At 62.2% G+C, this 16,842-nt stretch carries 17 protein-coding genes and 1 other annotated feature; of the genes, 14 read left to right on the top strand and 3 right to left on the bottom strand.

All coding sequences use genetic code 11. From position 1 onward, the window contains the following. Positions 1-59: 59 nt before the first annotated feature. Positions 60-3,587 carry a pyruvate:ferredoxin (flavodoxin) oxidoreductase gene (nifJ, locus tag DN611_RS08000; protein ID WP_119311044.1) on the top strand — a complete coding sequence of 1,176 codons (3,528 nt, stop codon included), beginning with the start codon at positions 60-62 and terminating at the stop codon, positions 3,585-3,587. A 72-nt stretch (positions 3,588-3,659) separates the two neighbouring features. Here the strand turns inward: nifJ and DN611_RS07995 are convergent, their stop codons facing one another. Continuing rightward, on the bottom strand, positions 3,660-4,448 hold the full coding sequence (locus DN611_RS07995; protein ID WP_025544698.1) for a GntR family transcriptional regulator: 789 nt from the start codon (positions 4,446-4,448) through the stop codon (positions 3,660-3,662). Positions 4,449-4,552: 104 nt separating this feature from the next. Then, positions 4,553-4,741: a hypothetical protein gene (locus tag DN611_RS07990; protein ID WP_025544699.1), complete on the bottom strand. Its 189-nt coding sequence runs from the start codon at positions 4,739-4,741 to the stop codon at positions 4,553-4,555. 105 nt (positions 4,742-4,846) lie between these two features. Here DN611_RS07990 and DN611_RS07985 point away from each other — a divergent pair, with 105 nt between their 5' ends. The 6 genes from DN611_RS07985 to DN611_RS07960 all read left to right on the top strand — a co-directional run bounded on the left by DN611_RS07985 (position 4,847) and on the right by DN611_RS07960 (position 10,522). Beyond that, positions 4,847-5,131: a hypothetical protein gene (locus DN611_RS07985; RefSeq protein WP_021749321.1), complete on the top strand. Its 285-nt coding sequence runs from the start codon at positions 4,847-4,849 to the stop codon at positions 5,129-5,131. 19 nt (positions 5,132-5,150) lie between these two features. After that, positions 5,151-5,396, top strand: a binding site (T-box leader). Between the two features lie 71 nt (positions 5,397-5,467). Continuing rightward, positions 5,468-6,703 carry a tyrosine--tRNA ligase gene (tyrS, locus tag DN611_RS07980; RefSeq protein WP_021749320.1) on the top strand — a complete coding sequence of 412 codons (1,236 nt, stop codon included), beginning with the start codon at positions 5,468-5,470 and terminating at the stop codon, positions 6,701-6,703. A 128-nt stretch (positions 6,704-6,831) separates the two neighbouring features. Then, entirely contained in the window at positions 6,832-7,335 is a 504-nt protein-coding gene (locus tag DN611_RS07975) for an RNA polymerase sigma factor (protein WP_036630373.1), read from the top strand. Further along, positions 7,310-8,392, top strand: coding sequence for a hypothetical protein (locus DN611_RS07970; RefSeq protein ID WP_145985077.1), 1,083 nt, complete (start codon positions 7,310-7,312; stop codon positions 8,390-8,392). Before DN611_RS07975 ends, DN611_RS07970 begins: the two co-directional genes overlap by 26 nt. Before the next feature lie 113 nt (positions 8,393-8,505). After that, positions 8,506-9,516 (top strand): YeiH family protein, encoded by a 1,011-nt coding sequence (locus DN611_RS07965; protein ID WP_036630365.1) that lies wholly within the window; start codon positions 8,506-8,508, stop codon positions 9,514-9,516. A gap of 193 nt (positions 9,517-9,709) precedes the next feature. After that, on the top strand, positions 9,710-10,522 hold the full coding sequence (locus DN611_RS07960; RefSeq protein WP_119311042.1) for a helix-turn-helix domain-containing protein: 813 nt from the start codon (positions 9,710-9,712) through the stop codon (positions 10,520-10,522). Positions 10,523-10,625: 103 nt separating this feature from the next. On the opposite strand, the gene DN611_RS07955 is transcribed toward DN611_RS07960, so the two are convergent. Next, positions 10,626-11,192 carry a DUF5662 family protein gene (locus DN611_RS07955; RefSeq protein ID WP_119311907.1) on the bottom strand — a complete coding sequence of 189 codons (567 nt, stop codon included), beginning with the start codon at positions 11,190-11,192 and terminating at the stop codon, positions 10,626-10,628. Between the two features lie 118 nt (positions 11,193-11,310). Here DN611_RS07955 and DN611_RS07950 point away from each other — a divergent pair, with 118 nt between their 5' ends. The 7 genes from DN611_RS07950 to DN611_RS07920 all read left to right on the top strand — a co-directional run bounded on the left by DN611_RS07950 (position 11,311) and on the right by DN611_RS07920 (position 16,841). Next, entirely contained in the window at positions 11,311-11,754 is a 444-nt protein-coding gene (locus tag DN611_RS07950) for a hypothetical protein (protein ID WP_021749314.1), read from the top strand. Between the two features lie 28 nt (positions 11,755-11,782). After that, positions 11,783-11,974, top strand: coding sequence for a hypothetical protein (locus DN611_RS07945; RefSeq protein ID WP_119311041.1), 192 nt, complete (start codon positions 11,783-11,785; stop codon positions 11,972-11,974). Between the two features lie 385 nt (positions 11,975-12,359). Beyond that, positions 12,360-12,812: a hypothetical protein gene (locus tag DN611_RS07940; protein ID WP_119311040.1), complete on the top strand. Its 453-nt coding sequence runs from the start codon at positions 12,360-12,362 to the stop codon at positions 12,810-12,812. Positions 12,813-12,882: 70 nt separating this feature from the next. After that, positions 12,883-15,546 carry an alanine--tRNA ligase gene (gene alaS / locus DN611_RS07935; RefSeq protein ID WP_119311039.1) on the top strand — a complete coding sequence of 888 codons (2,664 nt, stop codon included), beginning with the start codon at positions 12,883-12,885 and terminating at the stop codon, positions 15,544-15,546. A 74-nt stretch (positions 15,547-15,620) separates the two neighbouring features. After that, complete coding sequence (locus DN611_RS07930; protein WP_119311038.1) at positions 15,621-16,244, top strand: hypothetical protein; 624 nt, start codon at positions 15,621-15,623, stop codon at positions 16,242-16,244. Then, entirely contained in the window at positions 16,241-16,585 is a 345-nt protein-coding gene (locus DN611_RS07925) for a TIGR04076 family protein (protein WP_119311037.1), read from the top strand. Before DN611_RS07930 ends, DN611_RS07925 begins: the two co-directional genes overlap by 4 nt. A 58-nt stretch (positions 16,586-16,643) precedes the next feature. Next, positions 16,644-16,841, top strand: a complete 198-nt coding sequence (locus tag DN611_RS07920) for a DUF4250 domain-containing protein (protein WP_025544731.1) — start codon at positions 16,644-16,646, stop codon at positions 16,839-16,841. Position 16,842 lies beyond the last annotated feature (1 nt).

The following is a 16,842-nucleotide window of genomic DNA, read 5'->3' as shown; positions in this document are numbered from 1 at the left end:
AGTAGGAAAGGAAATCACGCTGTCCTCCCCGAGAGGATGGAAAAAAGGAGCGAGACCGCATGAGCCTCAAGAAATTCAAGACCATGGACGGCAACGAGGCAGCCGCCTATATCTCCTACGCGTTCACGGAAGTGGCGACGATCTACCCCATCACGCCCTCCAGCCCCATGGCAGACCACGTGGATGAGTGGGCCGCCGCTGGCATGAAGAATATCTTCGGCCAGCCTGTGAAGCTGATGGAGCTCCAGGCCGAGTCCGGCGCCTGCGGCGCCATGCACGGCGCGCTGGAGACCGGATCCTTGGCCACCACCTACACCGCCTCCCAGGGCCTGCTGCTGATGATCCCGCCCATGTACCGAATCGCGGGCTCCATGCTGCCCGGTGTCATGCACGTCTCCGCCCGGACGGTGTCCACCCACGGCCTGTCCATCTTCGGCGACCACTCTGACGTCATGGGCTGCCGCCAGACGGGCTTCGCCCAGCTGGCCTCCTCCAGCGTGCAGGAGTGCATGGACCTGGGCGCCGTAGCCCATCTCGCCGCCATCAAGGGCAGCATCCCCTTCCAGCACTTCTTTGAGGGCTTCCGAACCTCCCATGAGATCCAGAAGATCGAGGTGCTGGACTACGACGACATGAGCCGCCTGGTGGACTGGGACGCCGTCCGCCGCTTCAAGGCCCGGGCCCTGAACAGCGAGCATCCCACGGTCCGCAACACCGTCCAGAACCCGGACACCTTCTTCCAGCACCGGGAGGCCTGCAACGGCGCCTATGACCGCCTGCCCGCCATCGTGGAGGAATACATGAAGGCCGTCAGCGACCTGACGGGGCGGGACTACCAGCTGTTCAACTACTACGGCGCGCCGGACGCGGACCGGGTGGTCATCGCCATGGGCAGCGTCTGCGGCACCCTGGGGGAGGTCATCGACTACCTGAACGCCCAGGGCGAAAAGGTGGGCATGATCCAGGTCCATCTGTACCGCCCCTTCTCCGTGTCCCACTTCCTGGCCAAGCTGCCGGATACCGTCCAGACCGTCTCCGTCCTGGACCGGACCAAGGAGCCCGGCGCCATCGGCGAGCCCCTGTATGAGGATGTGTGCACCGCCCTGGCGGAAGCCGGGCGCAGCGGGATCAAGGTGCTGGCCGGCCGGTACGGCCTCAGCTCCAAGGACACCACCCCCGCCCAGATGAAGGCTGTGTACGACAACATGGCCGGCGAGCAGAAAAACCACTTCACCGTGGGCATCGTGGACGATGTGACCCACCGCTCTCTGGACGTGGGGGAACACATCAGCACCGCCGGCGGCTCCACCATCGAGTGCAAGTTCTGGGGCCTGGGCTCCGACGGCACCGTGGGCGCCAACAAGAACTCCATCAAGATCATCGGCGACAACACGCCCCAGTACGTCCAGGCGTATTTTGAATATGACTCCAAGAAGTCCGGCGGCGTCACCAAAAGCCACCTGCGCTTCGGCAAGGAGTCCATCCGCTCTGCCTACTACGTCACCCAGGCGGACTTCGTGGCCTGCCACAAGCAGAGTTACATCCACTCCTATGACATCGTCCACGAGGTGAAGCCCGGCGGCACCTTCCTGCTGAACACCCTGTGGAAGGGGGAGGAGCTGGAGCGGAATCTGCCCAACCACGTGAAGCGGACGCTGGCCCGGAACCATGTGAAGTTCTATACCATCGACGCCGTGTCCATCGCCCAGGAGCTGGGTCTGGGCAACCGGACCAACACGGTCCTCCAGGCGGCGTTCTTCAAGCTCTCCGGCGTGCTGCCGGTGGATGAGGCCGTCCAGTACATGAAGGACGCCATCACCCACAGCTACTTCAAGAAGGGCGACAAGGTCCTGAACATGAACTACGCCGCTGTGGACCGGGGCCTCCAGTCCGTGGAGGAGATCCGAGTGCCCGACAGCTGGAAGGACCTGCCCGACGAGCCCCTGGAGCAGACTGAGGCCGCAGGTGTGCCGGACTACGTCCGGGACGTGCTGATCCCCGTCAACGCCCAGGCCGGCGACAAGATCCCTGTCAGCAAGTTCCTCAGCTTTGCCGACGGCGTGACGGAGGTGGAGACCTCCAAGTACGAAAAGCGCGGCATCGCCGTGGATGTGCCCCAGTGGCTGCCGGACAACTGCATCGGCTGCAACCAGTGCTCCCTGGTGTGCCCCCACGCCGCCATCCGGCCCTTCCTGTTTACCAAGGAGGAGGCGGAGCAGGCCCCGGCCGGCTGCATCACCCACAAGGCCAACGGCAGGGGGATGGAGAATTATACCTTCCGCATCCAGGTGGATCCCCTGGACTGCCAGGGCTGCGGCAGCTGCGCCGACGTGTGCCCCGCCAGGGAGAAGGCCCTGGTGATGAAGCCGCTGGAGTCCCAGATGCCGGAGCAGGACAACTGGAATCACTGCCTGTCCCTCTCCGAGAAGGCCAATCCTCTGGACAAGTTCACCGTCCGGGGCAGCCAGTTCCAGCGGCCGCTGATGGAGTTTTCCGGTGCCTGCGCCGGCTGCGGCGAGACCCCCTACATGAAGTTGATGACCCAACTGTTCGGCGAGCGGATGTACATCGCCAACGCCACCGGCTGCGCCCAGGCCATGTTTCTGTCCGTGCCCTCCATTCCCATGGTGAAGGACTCCGCCGGTCACGGCCCGGCCCTGTCCAACTCCCTCTTCGAGAACAACGCCGAATACTCCCTGGGCATGTGCCTGTCCGTGGACCAGCAGCGCAACCAGGTCAAGACCCACGCCAAGGCCGCCCTGGACACCACCTCCGACGCTGCCCTGAAGGCCGCCCTGGAGAGCTGGCTGCAAGACGGCGACGACGGCGACAAGACCCGGGCCGTGTCCGACGCCCTGATCGCCGCCCTGAACCAGACCGCCGACTCCAGCGCCGACGTGCGGTTCCTGCGGGACAACGCCGACCAGCTGGTGAAAAAGACCATGTGGATGTACGGCGGCGACGGCTGGGCCTATGACATCGGCTACGGCGGCTTGGACCACGTGCTGGCCTCCGGCATCGACGTGAACATCCTGGTGGTGGACAACGAGCTGTACGCCAATACCGGCGGCCAAGCCTCCAAGGCCACGCCCATCGGTGCGGTGGCTCAGTTCGCCGCCAGCGGCAAAAAGACCCCCAAGAAGGACCTGGGCATGATTGCCATGAACTACGGCCATGTCTATGTGGCCCAGGTGTCCATGGGCGCCAACCCCGCCCACGTGGTGAAGGCCCTGAAGGAGGCCGAGGCCCACAAGGGCCCGTCCCTCGTCATCGCTTACGCCCCCTGCATCAACCACGGCATCGCCAAGAGCATGAAGGTGAGCCAGGCGGAGCAGAAGCTGGCGGTGGAGTGCGGCTACTGGCCCCTGTTCCGGTACAGCCCTGAGCTGGCGGCGGAGGGGAAGAACCCCTTCCAGCTGGACAGCAAGGCCCCCAACGGCAAGCTGCGGGAGTTCATGATGGGCGAGGTCCGGTTCTCCGGCCTGACCCGCACCTTCCCTCAGATCGCCGAGCAGCTCTTCGCCGAGGCGGAGGAGCAGTGCGCCGCCCGGTACGCCCAGTACGAGAAGCTGGCGGCCCAGAAATAACTTTGCTGAAATCGACACTCCTATAAACGAAAGCGCCCCAGGGCTTTGCCCTGGGGCGCTTTCGTTCCGCCGTCAGCGGGATCCGGCGGCGTGAAAGGTGCGGTTGATGAGGCAGCGGCTGCAGCAGAAATCGATGTGCCGCTCCATGGCGGAGCGAGCCAGCTCCGGCAGCCCCAGGCCGATGGCGGAGCAGATAGCCACGTGCTGGGAGCCCATGACGATCAGATTGTCCTTTTTCTGTTCCGTGGCAACGAACTCGCAGGAGCGGATAGACAGGTAGTGAAGGGTGCCCTGGAGGGTCTCGAACATGTCGATGAGATACTCGTTCTCTGTGGTCAGCACCAGCTGGTGGTGGAACTCCAGGTCGATCTTGGCCCGCTCGGAGGCGGTGGGGGCGGTATCCAGATCCTTCGCAAAGTCCTGCCAGGCGGACTGGAACTGGTCTGCCAGCTTCTGGAGCCTGGGCAGGTCAATCAGGGTCCGCTTCTGTGCGCAGAGGAAGGCCGCCTCTCCTTCGATGGCCCGCCGGGCCACGAACAGGTCCTCCAGGGACTCGCTACTGAGGTCAAAGACGAAGTAGCTGCGGTATTTGCTGTCGCTGCTGCGGACGGCGGTCACCAGGCCGTTTTCCTCCAGCCGCTCCACCGCCCGGGTCACCGGGGAGGTGCTGACCCCCATCTGCTCCGCCAGCTTGGAGATGTTCAGCTTGCTCCCCGGCGGGATGGCGGAGGAGAAGATGGCCTTCTCCAGCAGTTCATAGACGATGTCGGAGATCTTGGCAAAGGGATTCTTCTCCTGGGCCGCTGTGATGTTCTGTGCGGTGAATCGGCAGCCGTCCCGCTGTCTGGGATCCTGGGGCATAGGGCACCTCACTTCTGAAAAATATCTGTATCCTATCATAGCGGCCGCGGGCGCGAAAATCAAGCCCGGCGCAGAAAACCGCGCCGGACCGGGAGGGGGCTCCTTCAGTCCCGGAGGTCTTCCTCCAGATTGATTTTGCCGTGGACCTGCTCGAACTCCGTGATACAGCGGCGGATCAGGTACAGAATCTGCCCGCTGCCTGTTCGTCCTTCATATTCCGCGATATAAAACAGCTTGTCATGTGTCTCCTTATCCATGCGAAATCCAAGATGACTGTCCCGTGGCTTTTTCATAGTAAACTCCATTTCAGTAGAATATAAGTTGATTTTAAGTACAAAACGAGTTACTATGTAAAAAGCGTACTAGAATATAGACACAAAATTTAGGGAGGTGTCAGAATGGACGATCTGGAGGCGGCGGAGGCATACAGGCGGGAAGCGGAGTTCTATAAGGAGAAAGCGGAGGAGAACATCCGGTACAAGTACCTCTATCTGCGGCTCGGCGGCGAGATGTATGAAGTCCTGGAGATCTTGCGGCGGACACCCTGCGCCTGCGCCCCGCTTCAGGAGGCGGAGAGCCGTCTCCGCCAGATGCTGGAACAGGCGGATGAGGACGACTGCCAGAAGGGTGTATACGATTTCTTCCGCAAAAAGAAAGGCCGTCCACCAGTTGACAAGCTGTAAAAAATCGGCTAGAATACCTCTTACAGTGATGAAGCGGAGCAGTACCCGGGAAGACCGCCCCCAAGAGAGCCTCTGGTCTGGTGGAAAGAGGCGGGCAGGGCCCGGCGAATACACCGCGGAGCTGGCACCCAAACGGCCTTCGGCCCAGTAGGCGTGCTCCGGGAGCGCCCGTTACAGCGCCGCCGTGTGTTCGCACGGCCTGAGGCGTCTGCCCGCGAGGGCGGCGCGAACAGAGGTGGTACCGCGAGAACTTCTCGCCCTCTGTCCCCTGGGGGACAGAGGGCGTTTTTGATACCTGTCCCAGATTTCACAAACGGACAAAAGGAGAGACAAATCATGCAGATCTACGAGGAACTGAAGGCCCGGGGGCTCATCGCCCAGGTGACGGACGAGGAGGAGATCCGGGAGTTGGTGAACAACGGCAAAGCCACGTTCTATATCGGCTTTGACCCCACGGCGGACAGCCTGCACGTGGGCCACTTCATGGCCCTGTGCCTGATGAAGCGGCTGCAGATGGCGGGCAACCGCCCTATCGCCCTGATCGGCGGCGGCACCGGCTATATCGGCGACCCCTCCGGCCGGACGGACATGCGTTCCATGATGACGCCGGAGACCATCCAGCACAACTGCGACTGCTTCAAGAAGCAGATGGAGCGGTTTATCGAGTTCGGCGAGGGCAAGGCCCTGATGCTGAACAACGCCGACTGGCTGCTGAAGCTGAACTATATCGAGCTGCTGCGGGAGGTGGGCGCCTGCTTCTCCGTCAACAACATGCTGCGGGCCGAGTGCTACAAGCAGCGGATGGAAAAGGGCCTGAGCTTCCTGGAATTTAACTATATGATTATGCAGTCCTATGATTTCTACCACATGTTCCAGACGGTGGGCTGCAACATGCAGTTCGGCGGCGACGACCAGTGGAGCAATATGCTGGGCGGCACGGAGCTGATCCGGCGCAAGCTGGGCAAGGACGCCTATGCCATGACCATCACGCTGCTGATGAACTCCGAGGGCAAGAAGATGGGCAAGACCGCCAGCGGCGCCGTGTGGCTGGACCCCAACAAGACCTCTCCCTACGACTTCTACCAGTACTGGCGGAACGTGGGAGATGCCGATGTGCTCAAGTGCATCCGGATGCTGACCTTCCTGCCGCTGGAGCAGATCGACGAGATGGATACCTGGCAGGGCAGTCAGCTGAACACCGCTAAGGAGATCCTGGCCTTCGAGCTGACCAAGCTGGTTCACGGCGAGGAAGAGGCCGCCAAGGCCCAGGAGGCCGCCCGCGCCCTGTTCGGCGGCGGCGGGGACAGCGCCAACATGCCCTGCACCAAGCTCTGCCGGGAGGATTTCACCGCCGAGGGAGAGATCGACATTCTGACCCTGCTGGTAAAGTGCGGCCTGGCTGCCTCCAAGGGCGAGGCCCGGCGGCTGGTGCAGCAGGGCGGCGTCACGGTCTGCGGCCAGAAGGTGGCCGATATTGAGGCCAGGTTCAGCTGCAAGGACTGCTGCGGCGAGGGCGCGGTCATCAAAAAGGGCAAGAAGGTCTATCACAAGGCCGTGCTGGAAGAGCAGTAAGCGGACATTCGATCAGCCCGCCGGGATATTCCCGGCGGGCTTTTTTGTATGTCCCTGTCAGATGGCAGCCTCATCATTCGTTTTATCAGCAGAACGGCGCCGGCAAAGGAGTTGATTGTACGGAACAAATCACATATACCCGCCCGGAAGCGGAGGAACTGGTAGAGCGGTGGTCGGACACCGTGCTGCGGATCGCCTGGACCTGGACGGGCAGCGTCCACGACGCCCAGGACATCTGTCAGACGGTGCTTTTGAAGCTGCTGACCAGTCCCCGCCGCTTTGCGGAGGAGCGGCTGGAGCGGGCCTGGGTGGTCCGGGTGGCCGTCAACTGCTGCAAGGACTGGAAGAAATCCGCCTGGGTCCGGCGGCGCCTGCCGTTGGAGGCGGCGGCCCACGCGGCGGTCCATCTGCCGGAGCCAGGGGAGAGTCCTGTGCTGGCGGCGGTGCAGGCCCTGCCGGAGCGATACCGCCAGGCGGTGTACCTGCGGTATTACGAGGGATACGAGCCGGCGGAGATCGGGACGTTGATGGGCTGCACGGCCAGTCAGGTCAGCACGTATCTCTACCGGGGCAAGGCAAAATTGCGGAACATGCTGGGAGGCGCTTATGGACAGGAATGCTTATCAGAGTGAGTTGGACCAGGTACAGTTCACGGAAGCGGGGAGGTCCGCCCTGACGGACGCCCTGATGGCGGAGCAGGCCGGACCGCCGGTCCAGCACCGGAGCTTGTGGATGAAACGGGGGATGGCGGCGGTACTGGCAGCAGTGCTGTTGGTGGGCACGGCGGCGGCTGTTACTGCGTCGCTATGGGACAGCTTTTTCGGCAGACTGGACCCGGGGGAGCAGGCGGTGGTGGACACCCTCAGCGGCGGCCTGCCGGGTGCGGTCTCCGCAGGTGGAGCCATGATGACACCTATGGCGGCCTTCGGCATGGATGGGGTATTCTACCTGATGCTGGAGATTCAGGCCCCAGAGGGCACGGTCCTGCCACCCTTGGACGGTGAAAATGAAACCTACCAGCTCTTCGGCGATGATATTTTGAACGGCGAGTGGCTTGAGCTGCGGGAGCCGGACGGCGGGGACCCGGCGATCTCTTATTCCACGGAGTTCACTTGGCTGGAGGACCCGGATCCTGCGGACAACACGCTGACAGTGGTACTCTCCATTCTGGCGGACGGAGACTTGGAGGGAAAGGTCCTCCACATACCGGGGCTGTGGAAGCAGACGGATGGGAAGGCCTATACGGAGATCTTCTCCGGCGATTTTGACTTCGTGCTCTCCGGTGGTCTGGCGGAAGATAGCCTGCTGGCGGTGGATGTTGCTGGTGTCACGGCACAGGCGCCCTGCGGCACCTTGACCATGGAGCGTCTGAAGGTCTCTCCTCTGGGGCTCCAGTGGAGCTATCACTACGATGAGAACGCCGTCCAGGCCGCAGCGGCAGAAAACGGCAGAGACGCCGTGGCGCTTGTGACGGCTGACAGCGGAGAGGTAGTGGAATTCTCAGATATAGCAATCCCCGACACAGAACTGCTGCTGGTTTTGAAAGATGGGACGCAGGTGGAGGTTGCCAGCAGCTTCAGCAAGGGCGGCAGCGGCTGGATGGAGCAGAGCGGCTTCTTCGCCCGGCCTGTGGATCTGTCTCAAGCGGACTATCTGCTGTGGGGAGAGACGGAGATCCCCCTCCACTGAGCCTGGCATTGCATCATGGGGGCGGCCAGAGGCCGCCCCGGATTTTTTTGACAAATCCTTTACGCCGTGATATGATACAACCCCGAATGAAACAGATGGAAAGGAATTGTATTATGGAATTTGTCAGGAAAAACGCGCCGGGCATCCTGATCTGCCTGGTGATCGCCGTGCCCGCGTGGCTGCTGGGGCAGCGGTTCGAGGTGGTGGGCGGCCCGGTGTTCGCCATCCTCATCGGCATGGTGATCGCTCTGTTCTGGAAGGACCAGAAGGCCGCCAGGAGCGGAATCACGTACACCTCCAAAAAGATCCTCCAGCTGGCGGTGGTGCTGCTGGGCTTCGGCATGAATCTCTCCAGCGTGTTACAGGTGGGGGGACAGTCACTGCCCATCATCGTCTCCACCATCGCCACCAGCCTGATCGTGGCCTTCGCCCTCTATAAGGCCCTGCACATGGACAGCAACATCTCCACTCTCATCGGCGTAGGCTCCTCCATCTGCGGCGGCAGCGCCATCGCCGCCACTGCCCCGGTCATCGACGCGGATGACGAGGAGATCGCCCAGGCCATCTCTGTGATCTTCCTGTTCAACGTCATCGCGGCTCTGATCTTCCCCACTCTGGGAGGTGTGCTGGGCCTCTCCAACGAGGGCTTCGGCCTCTTTGCCGGCACCGCGGTGAACGATACCTCCTCCGTCACCGCGGCGGCCGCCGCCTGGGACGGAATGCACCCCGGCGCCAATACCCTGGACACTGCCGCCATCGTGAAGATGACCCGGACTCTGGCCATTATCCCCATCACGCTGGTGCTGGCCCTGCTGAGGACCCGCCGGGAGGGAAAGCAGGGCGGCGCCCAGGTGGACATCAAGAAAATCTTCCCCTGGTTTGTGCTGCTGTTCCTGCTGGCTTCCATCATCACCACGGTTCTGCCCATCCCCGCAGCTGCGGTGAGCTTCCTGAAAAACGCCAGCAAGTTTTTCATCGTCATGGCCATGGCAGCCATCGGTCTGAACACCGACATCGTGAAGCTGGTGAAGACCGGCGGCAAGCCTATCTTCATGGGCTTCTGCTGCTGGGTGGCCATTGCCGGCGTCAGCTTGCTGGTCCAGCACCTGCTGGGGATCTGGTAAAACACCCTGCCTCATCGTCCATCGCAGCAGGAACTCCCGCCATAGCACCCGGAGCCTGGCAAAAATCTGGAATCCCCTGGGCCTCAAGGGCTGCAACCTGGGGTTGACAAAGTTCCACCCGCCGCGTTCTTGCCAGGTGCGCGGCGGGTGGCTTATCATAAGGGCATCCAAATGAGAAAGCGAGTGTTCTCCGATGACATTTTCCGAGAAATTGACGGGGCTGCGGCGGAAGTCCGGCATGAGCCAGGAGCAGCTGGCAGACCGCCTGGGGGTCACCCGGCAGTCTGTCAGCAAGTGGGAGGGCGGCACTGCCATGCCGGAACTTGTGAAGTTGATCTCCTTGTCAGAGCTGTTCGGCGTGTCCGTGGACTATCTGGTGAAGGACTGGATGGAGGAGCCGGACAATCCATGCGGCGGAAGCGGGGAAATCTCTTCCAAGCAGGCAGACCGGCTGGAGAAAAAGGTGGACGAGCTGACCAATTATGTGAAGGGCAGGGTCTACCGCTACGACAGCAAGACCCGGATCTTCGGCCTGCCCCTGGTGTCTATCCGGTTCGGCTTCGTCCGGAACGGGAAACTGTCCATGGATAACACGGCCAAGGGCATCATCGCCATCGGCAACTGCGCCATCGGCGTGGTGGCCATCGGCATCGTGGGGGTGGGCCTGTTCACCTTTGGCGTGCTGGCCATGGGAATGCTGTCCCTGGGCATCGTGGCGGGGGGATTGGCGGCTTTTGGCGTGGCGGCCCTGGGGTATCTGGCCCTGGGGGTCAGCGCCGTGGGGGTCTATGCCGGCGGCGTGGCGGCCATTGCCGCCAAGATCGCCGTGGCGGTTTCCGCCGTGGCGCCCACCGCCGTGGGGGAGTTCGCCTCCGGCAGCCATGTGCTGCTGTGGGGAGACGGCCTGACGGCCCCGGAGGTCCAGACCTTTCTGCTGGAGCACCACCCGGACCTGTGGCGGCCCCTGCTGCGGCTGCTGACGGAGATCGGCGCCCATATCAAGTAAATCGCTGCCCAGTCTCATGCCGGCGGGCAAACATGGTCAATGTTTGCCCGCCGGCATACGGCTCTTCTCGGCATCAGTGGGAGGGGGACAGTCTGTGCACCTGTCAAAAGCGCCGGGGGTCCGGCGGTGGGGCATCCTGGGACTTTCCCAGGATCTCCTGCCGGATATATGCAAAGGCCGCGTCCTCGCCCTCATCCCGGAGCTTTAAAAGCATGGTCTCCAAAAGCGCCGCGGTGGCCGGGTGGATCAGCAGCCGCCGGTCCTTGCCCCGGAGATAGAACTGGTAAGGGTCACCGGGATTGAAATCCTTTCCCCGGTAGACCTTGCTGGCGGCCAGACGGTCGCAGAACATCTCCGCCACATATTTTCTCGGCATCTCCACACCTACGATCCCTTCGCCGGTGGGGCTGTAATCCGTCCAATACTCAAAGTGGTGGCAGTTGCGGCCCTTGTGGTGGAGCCAGGAGGCGCTGTATCCATGTTCCTTCCGCTGGGCGTCGTTTGGGCTGTGATCCCCCTGGAAGTATTTCACCCCGGCAAAGAACTCCACAGGGGCGTACTTGGACAGGTCATGGATCAGGCCCTGCCAGTACAGCCCCAGGCGGAAGCAGTACTTCCGCACCAGTGCCCGGTGGCGGTTTATGGTCCGCAGATGGGCCCAGAAATGCAAGGAGATCACCCCGTTTCCAGTATCTTACGTTCCAGTATAGCACGGCAGGGGCAAAATGACGAGCAAATTTTTTGCATGGAATCCAACCTCCAGCAGACACTAGCCGGGAGGTGTTTTGATGGAGGGAGTTATCTTCTGCTGTCCCCCGGCGTGGAGAAAGCTGCTGCCGCCCGGCGTTCTGGGGGCGGAGCGGGCGGAGGCGCTGGCGGAACAGTATTGGCCACTGCTGGTCCTGACCCGCCGGGGGTGCGGGGAGCTGGGGGATACGGCCGCCCTGTGCCGGGTGCTGCTGGTGCCGGGGGATTGTACCGCGCCGCTGGAGCGCATCACGGCGGAGACGGTGGTCACCTATGGCCTGTCCTCCAGGGACAGTCTCACCCTGTCCAGCCTGGCGGAACCGGTCCTCTGCGTCCAGCGGCAGCTGCCTCGGCCGGGCGGCGGCGTGGTGGAGCCCCAGGAATTTCCACTGCCGGAACTTCCGGCTCCTGCGGCGGAGCTGCTGCCGCTGCTGGGCCTGCGGCTGTTGCAGCTGCCACAGACAAGTGCCCCCTTTGTGTGGTAGGCTAAAAACAAAAAGGGGGGGCTGCAACATGGCGTGGCATGAGATTCTGGCGACGGGGATCATTCTGGCGGGCACTGCGTTTTACTGTTGGGCGGCGTACAGCCGGAAGAGCGGACCTACCAGCTGCATCGGCTGTGGCAAGTGCGTGGCGGACGGCGTCTGCATTCTGACAGGAAAGAAGGTCCCGGGGATTTCCGGAGGCAAGGGAAAAAAACTGTGATTTTCCCGTTGACAACCGGGCAGAAACGTTTATAATAATTGTGTCTGAAAACAGCAAAAAGCTATGACAAAGCCAGCTTCGCGAGACCGGCCAAGCGAGAGGGGAGACGGTGCGAGCCCCTTGCCCACGCCGCGGAGCAGCCACTTTGGAGCGGCCTGCGGCGAGCGGGACGGCTCATCCCCGTTAGCGGATGACATGAGATGTCCCCATGGGACAGATCAGGGTGGTACCGTGGAAGTTCTTCCGCCCCTGACGTGCGTCAGGGGCGGTTTTTCTGCTTTAGAAAAGAGGGGATATACTGGTGTTCTTTCAGCGAGCCCAATCTCCGCACCCGTCCCGCCTGGGTGGCATCCAGATTTTTTCCGATTCAGAGGGGAGATTCCTTTTGTTTCCGGTGATCCGCAGCCGGAGCGGGCCTTCGCACATTCTTGCAGCGGTAAAGACCCTGTCCCCGCCGCTGACGGCTCCGGAGCTGGGGACGGCACTGCTGGCTCTGTGGGATCGATGGGAGGACACTCCCTGCTGGGAGGAGCTGCCGCCGGAGCTGACGGAGGTCCCCTTCTGGAAGGGAACCGCCCGGTCTTATCGGGCTTTCTTTCGGGCGCACCGGTTGATTGTCGCGGCGTTCGGACATCCGAACCCGGGAGACATCTCCTTGGCTTACTGGCCCCGGCATCTGGAGAACAACAGCTGGGGCGTGGTCAAGGGACAGGTGGAGCTGCAGGTGCGGCTGGACAGGGAACTGCCGGATCTGCCCCGGAAGATCGGCATGGCGGCCCGGCAGCTGCTGGCCGCGGCGGAGCTGACGGATCCCACCATGCCGGCGACTGGAAAATAACAGGCGGTATTGCTTTTATTTATCATATATTATTGAGAATAAAAAGATATTTTTAGGAGGAAGAACATTTATGGCACATCCCACATACGGACTGAACGAGCTGCGGGAGATGTTTCTCAAATTCTTTGAGACAAAAGAACACCTGCGGCTGCCCAGCTTTTCCCTGATTCCCCAGAACGACGCCAGCCTGCTGCTGATCAACTCCGGCATGGCGCCCATGAAGCCCTGGTTCACCGGGGAGGAGGAGCCCCCCCGCCATCGGGTCTGCACCTGCCAGAAGTGCATCCGCACCGGCGACATCGAGAACATCGGCAAGACCGCCCGCCACGGCACCTACTTCGAGATGCTGGGCAACTTCTCCTTCGGAGACTACTTCAAGCGGGATGCGATCCACTGGGCCTGGGAGTTCCTGACCTCTCCCGAATGGGTGGGTCTGGAGCCGGACCGGCTGTATCCCTCCGTGTTCGCCGGCAACGAGACCACCCCCGCCGACGATGAGGCCTTCGCCATCTGGCGGGATGAAATCGGCATCCCCGAGGATCGGATCTTCAAGTTCGGCAAGGAGGACAACTTCTGGGAGCACGGCTCCGGCCCCTGCGGCCCCTGCTCCGAGATCTACTATGACCGGGGCCCTGAGTGGGGCTGCGGAAAGCCCGGCTGCACCGTGGGCTGCGACTGCGACCGGTATATCGAGGTCTGGAACGTGGTGTTCTCCCAGTTCGACAACGACGGAGAGGGCCACTACACCGAGCTGAAGCAGAAGAACATCGACACTGGCATGGGCCTGGAGCGTTTGGCCTGCGTCAGCCAGAACGTGGCCAGTCTGTTCGACGTGGACACCGTCATGAACATCACCAACAAGGTCAGCGAGATCACCGGCGCCAAGTACGAGCAGAGCGACAAGATCGACGTCTCCCTGCGGGTCATCACCGACCATATCCGCTCCGCCACCTTCATGATCTGTGACGGTGTTCTGCCCAGCAACGAGGGCCGGGGCTATGTGCTGCGCCGCCTGCTGCGCCGGGCCGCCCGGCACGGCAAGCTGCTGGGAGTGAACCATCCCTTCTTATATGAGGTGTGCGACACCGTGGTCCATGAGAACGAGGGCCACTATCCCGAGCTGCGGGAGCGGCAAGCCTATATCACCAAGGTCATCCGCACGGAGGAGGAGAACTTCGCCAAGACCCTGGACGCCGGCATGAAGATCTATGACGATATGCTCTCCGCCCACAAGGCCCAGGGGGAGACCGTGTTCTCCGGCGCTGACGCCTTCAAGCTGTACGACACCTACGGCTTCCCCATCGACCTGACCGTGGAGATGGCGGAGGAGGCCGGCATGACCGTGGACCAGGAGGGCTTCAAGGCTCTGATGGAAGAGCAGAAGGTCCGCGCCCGCAAGGCCCGGGAGGCCCTGGGCGACCTGGGCTGGGCAGGCATCGAGTTCGGCAAGGACATGCCCGCCACGGAGTTCGTAGGCTATGATCGCTCCAGCGAGCAGGGCAGAGTCCTGGCCCTGGTGGCCGACGGGGAACTGCGGGACGAGCTGGCTCAGGGCGTGGAGGGCATCCTGGTGCTGGACCAGACGCCGTTCTATGCCGAGATGGGCGGCCAGGTGGGAGACCACGGCACCATTCAGGGACCCAACGGCACCTTCCAGGTGACGGATGTTCAGAAGAACAAGGGCGGCAAGTTCATGCACTCCGGCAAGGTGGTCTCCGGCACCCTCAGCGTGGGGGAGACCGTCACCGCATCCATCGACATGGAGCGCCGGAAGGCCATCATGCGGGCTCACAGCGCCACGCATCTGCTGGACGCTGCCCTGAAGAAGGTCCTGGGCGACCATGTGCATCAGGCGGGCTCCCTGGTGGAGCCGGACCGGCTGCGCTTTGACTTTACGCACTTTGAGGCTATCACCCCGGAGCAGCTGGCTCAGATCGACAAGCTGGTGAACGACGCCATCCTGGAGGGCTACCCCGTAGCGACGGAGGTGCTGCCCATCGAGGAGGCCAAAAAGAAGGGCGCCGTGGCCATGTTCGGTGAGAAGTACGGCGATATCGTCCGCGTGGTGGAGATGGGCGACTTCTCCATGGAGTTCTGCGGCGGCACCCATCTGGACAACACCGCCAAGGCCGGTCCCTTCCGCATCAAGTCCGAGGGCTCCGTCGCCTCGGGCGTCCGCCGGATCGAGGCCACGGTGGGCCGACTGAGCCTGGACACCATGAACCGGAATCAGGAGCTGCTGTTCCACGCCGCTCAAGTGCTGAAGACAACACCTGGTGAGCTGGCCGCCAAGGCGGAGCAGCAGGCAGCGGAGATGAAGGAGCTGCGCCATGAGCTGGAGAAGTTCAAGTCCGAGGCGTCCCTGGGCGAGGCCCGGCAATTCCTGACCGCCGCCAAGAACGTGGGCGGCCTGAAGGTCCTGACCGCTATCCGTAACGGCATGGATGCGAACGCCCTGCGGCAGATGGGCGATTTCCTGCGGGACAAGGCCCCGGATGTTGTGGCAGTGCTGGCTTCTGCCAATGGGGAGAAGATCACCTTCCTGGCAGTCTGCGGTCCCGAGGCGGTGAAGCGCGGCATCAAGGCCGGCGACCTGGTGAAGAGTGTCTGCGCCATCTGCGGCGGCAAGGGCGGCGGCAAGCCTGATAGCGCCATGGGCGGCGGCAGTGACCTGCTGAAGCTGGATGATGCACTGGCCACCGTGGATGATTTTGTGGCGGAAAAGCTGAAGTAAGCTGTAGATGACACCTTCCCCGGGGCCTCGCCGGGCAAAGGCCTGGCGGGAGCAGAGTGGAGTGGGAGAACTTTATGTCAACTCGAGAGGACGTCAAGACGTTTTTCGGCCTGCCTCTGGACTTCTCCATGCTGGAGCTGGAACCGGAGACAGACGCCGACCCGGTACGGTATTTCTGTACCCCGGAAAATGCCGAGATCATTGGCTGGGGCAGTTGCGGGACGCACTTCGTCCTCCTGCCGGGGGATGAGGCGGTGTACTGCGTGGAGCCGGAGCTGGCAGAAGAGGGCACCTTTGTGCTGCCGGTGGGGGCGGACTTCCGGGAGTTCCTTTCCCATCTGTTCTACTGCAAATGTACCAGTCCTCTGGCGCAGATCTTCATGCTGGACGCGACCCGGTTCCGGAAGCTTCTGGAGGACAACGATGCCAACACCTGGCCGGGCTGCGAGGAGGACTTCAAGAGCCGGGACGCATCCCTGGACCTGTTGGCGGAGACATTCCACATCCGGTCCCGGGACCCATTCCAGCGGGTGAAGGAGCTCCAGACGGGCTTTGACCCGTCGGTCCTGAATTTCTCCGACGCATATTATGACACACTGGGGTTAGAGAAGCCCAAGCGGGGGATGCAGAGGAAGGAAAAGCCCCTGTTTGAATTTCCACCTATCACATTTGATCTTTACCAGGAGGACGATCCATGAAAAAAGTCAAGATCACCGTCTTGAAAACCACCCTGGATGAAGAGCTGGCGGCGGAATACGGCGCTGAAGGGCTGGGCCCCTGCCCCATGCTGCGGGAAGGCCAGGTGTTCTACGCCGACTACGCCAAGCCGGATGGCCTCTGTGACGAGGCCTGGAAGGCTATCTATCAGTATGTGTTCGCCCTGGCCCACGGGGCGGGAGAGGGTCTGTTCTATTACGGCGACTGGATCCGCAGGCCCGGCGTGGCCATCTGCTCCTGCAACGATGGGCTCCGCCCCGTGATCTTCAAGCTGGAGACCACAGAGGAGGAAGCATCCGTCAACTACACACCCGTGCGGTAAAATTATTTACTTTCAGAATATCGCAAGTATTTTCCCTTTACAGAGAAAGGGGGCTGCCATGCTGCTGCCCAAGGACCCCTACATTCTTCTGAGCTTCCTCAACGCCCGCCTCCGGGACCAGTATGCGGACCTGGAGGATCTGTGCGCGTCCCTGGATGCGGACGAGCAGTCCCTGCGGGAGACGCTGGCGGGGGTTGACTATCGCTACGATCCCGTTTATCATCAGTTTATACCGATCACATCAAAGGAGGTTTGAA

The sequence above is a fragment of the Oscillibacter sp. PEA192 genome, from assembly GCF_003574015.1.
GTDB lineage: Bacteria > Bacillota > Clostridia > Oscillospirales > Oscillospiraceae > Oscillibacter > Oscillibacter welbionis.
This window is presented reverse-complemented; position numbering and strand designations above follow the sequence as displayed.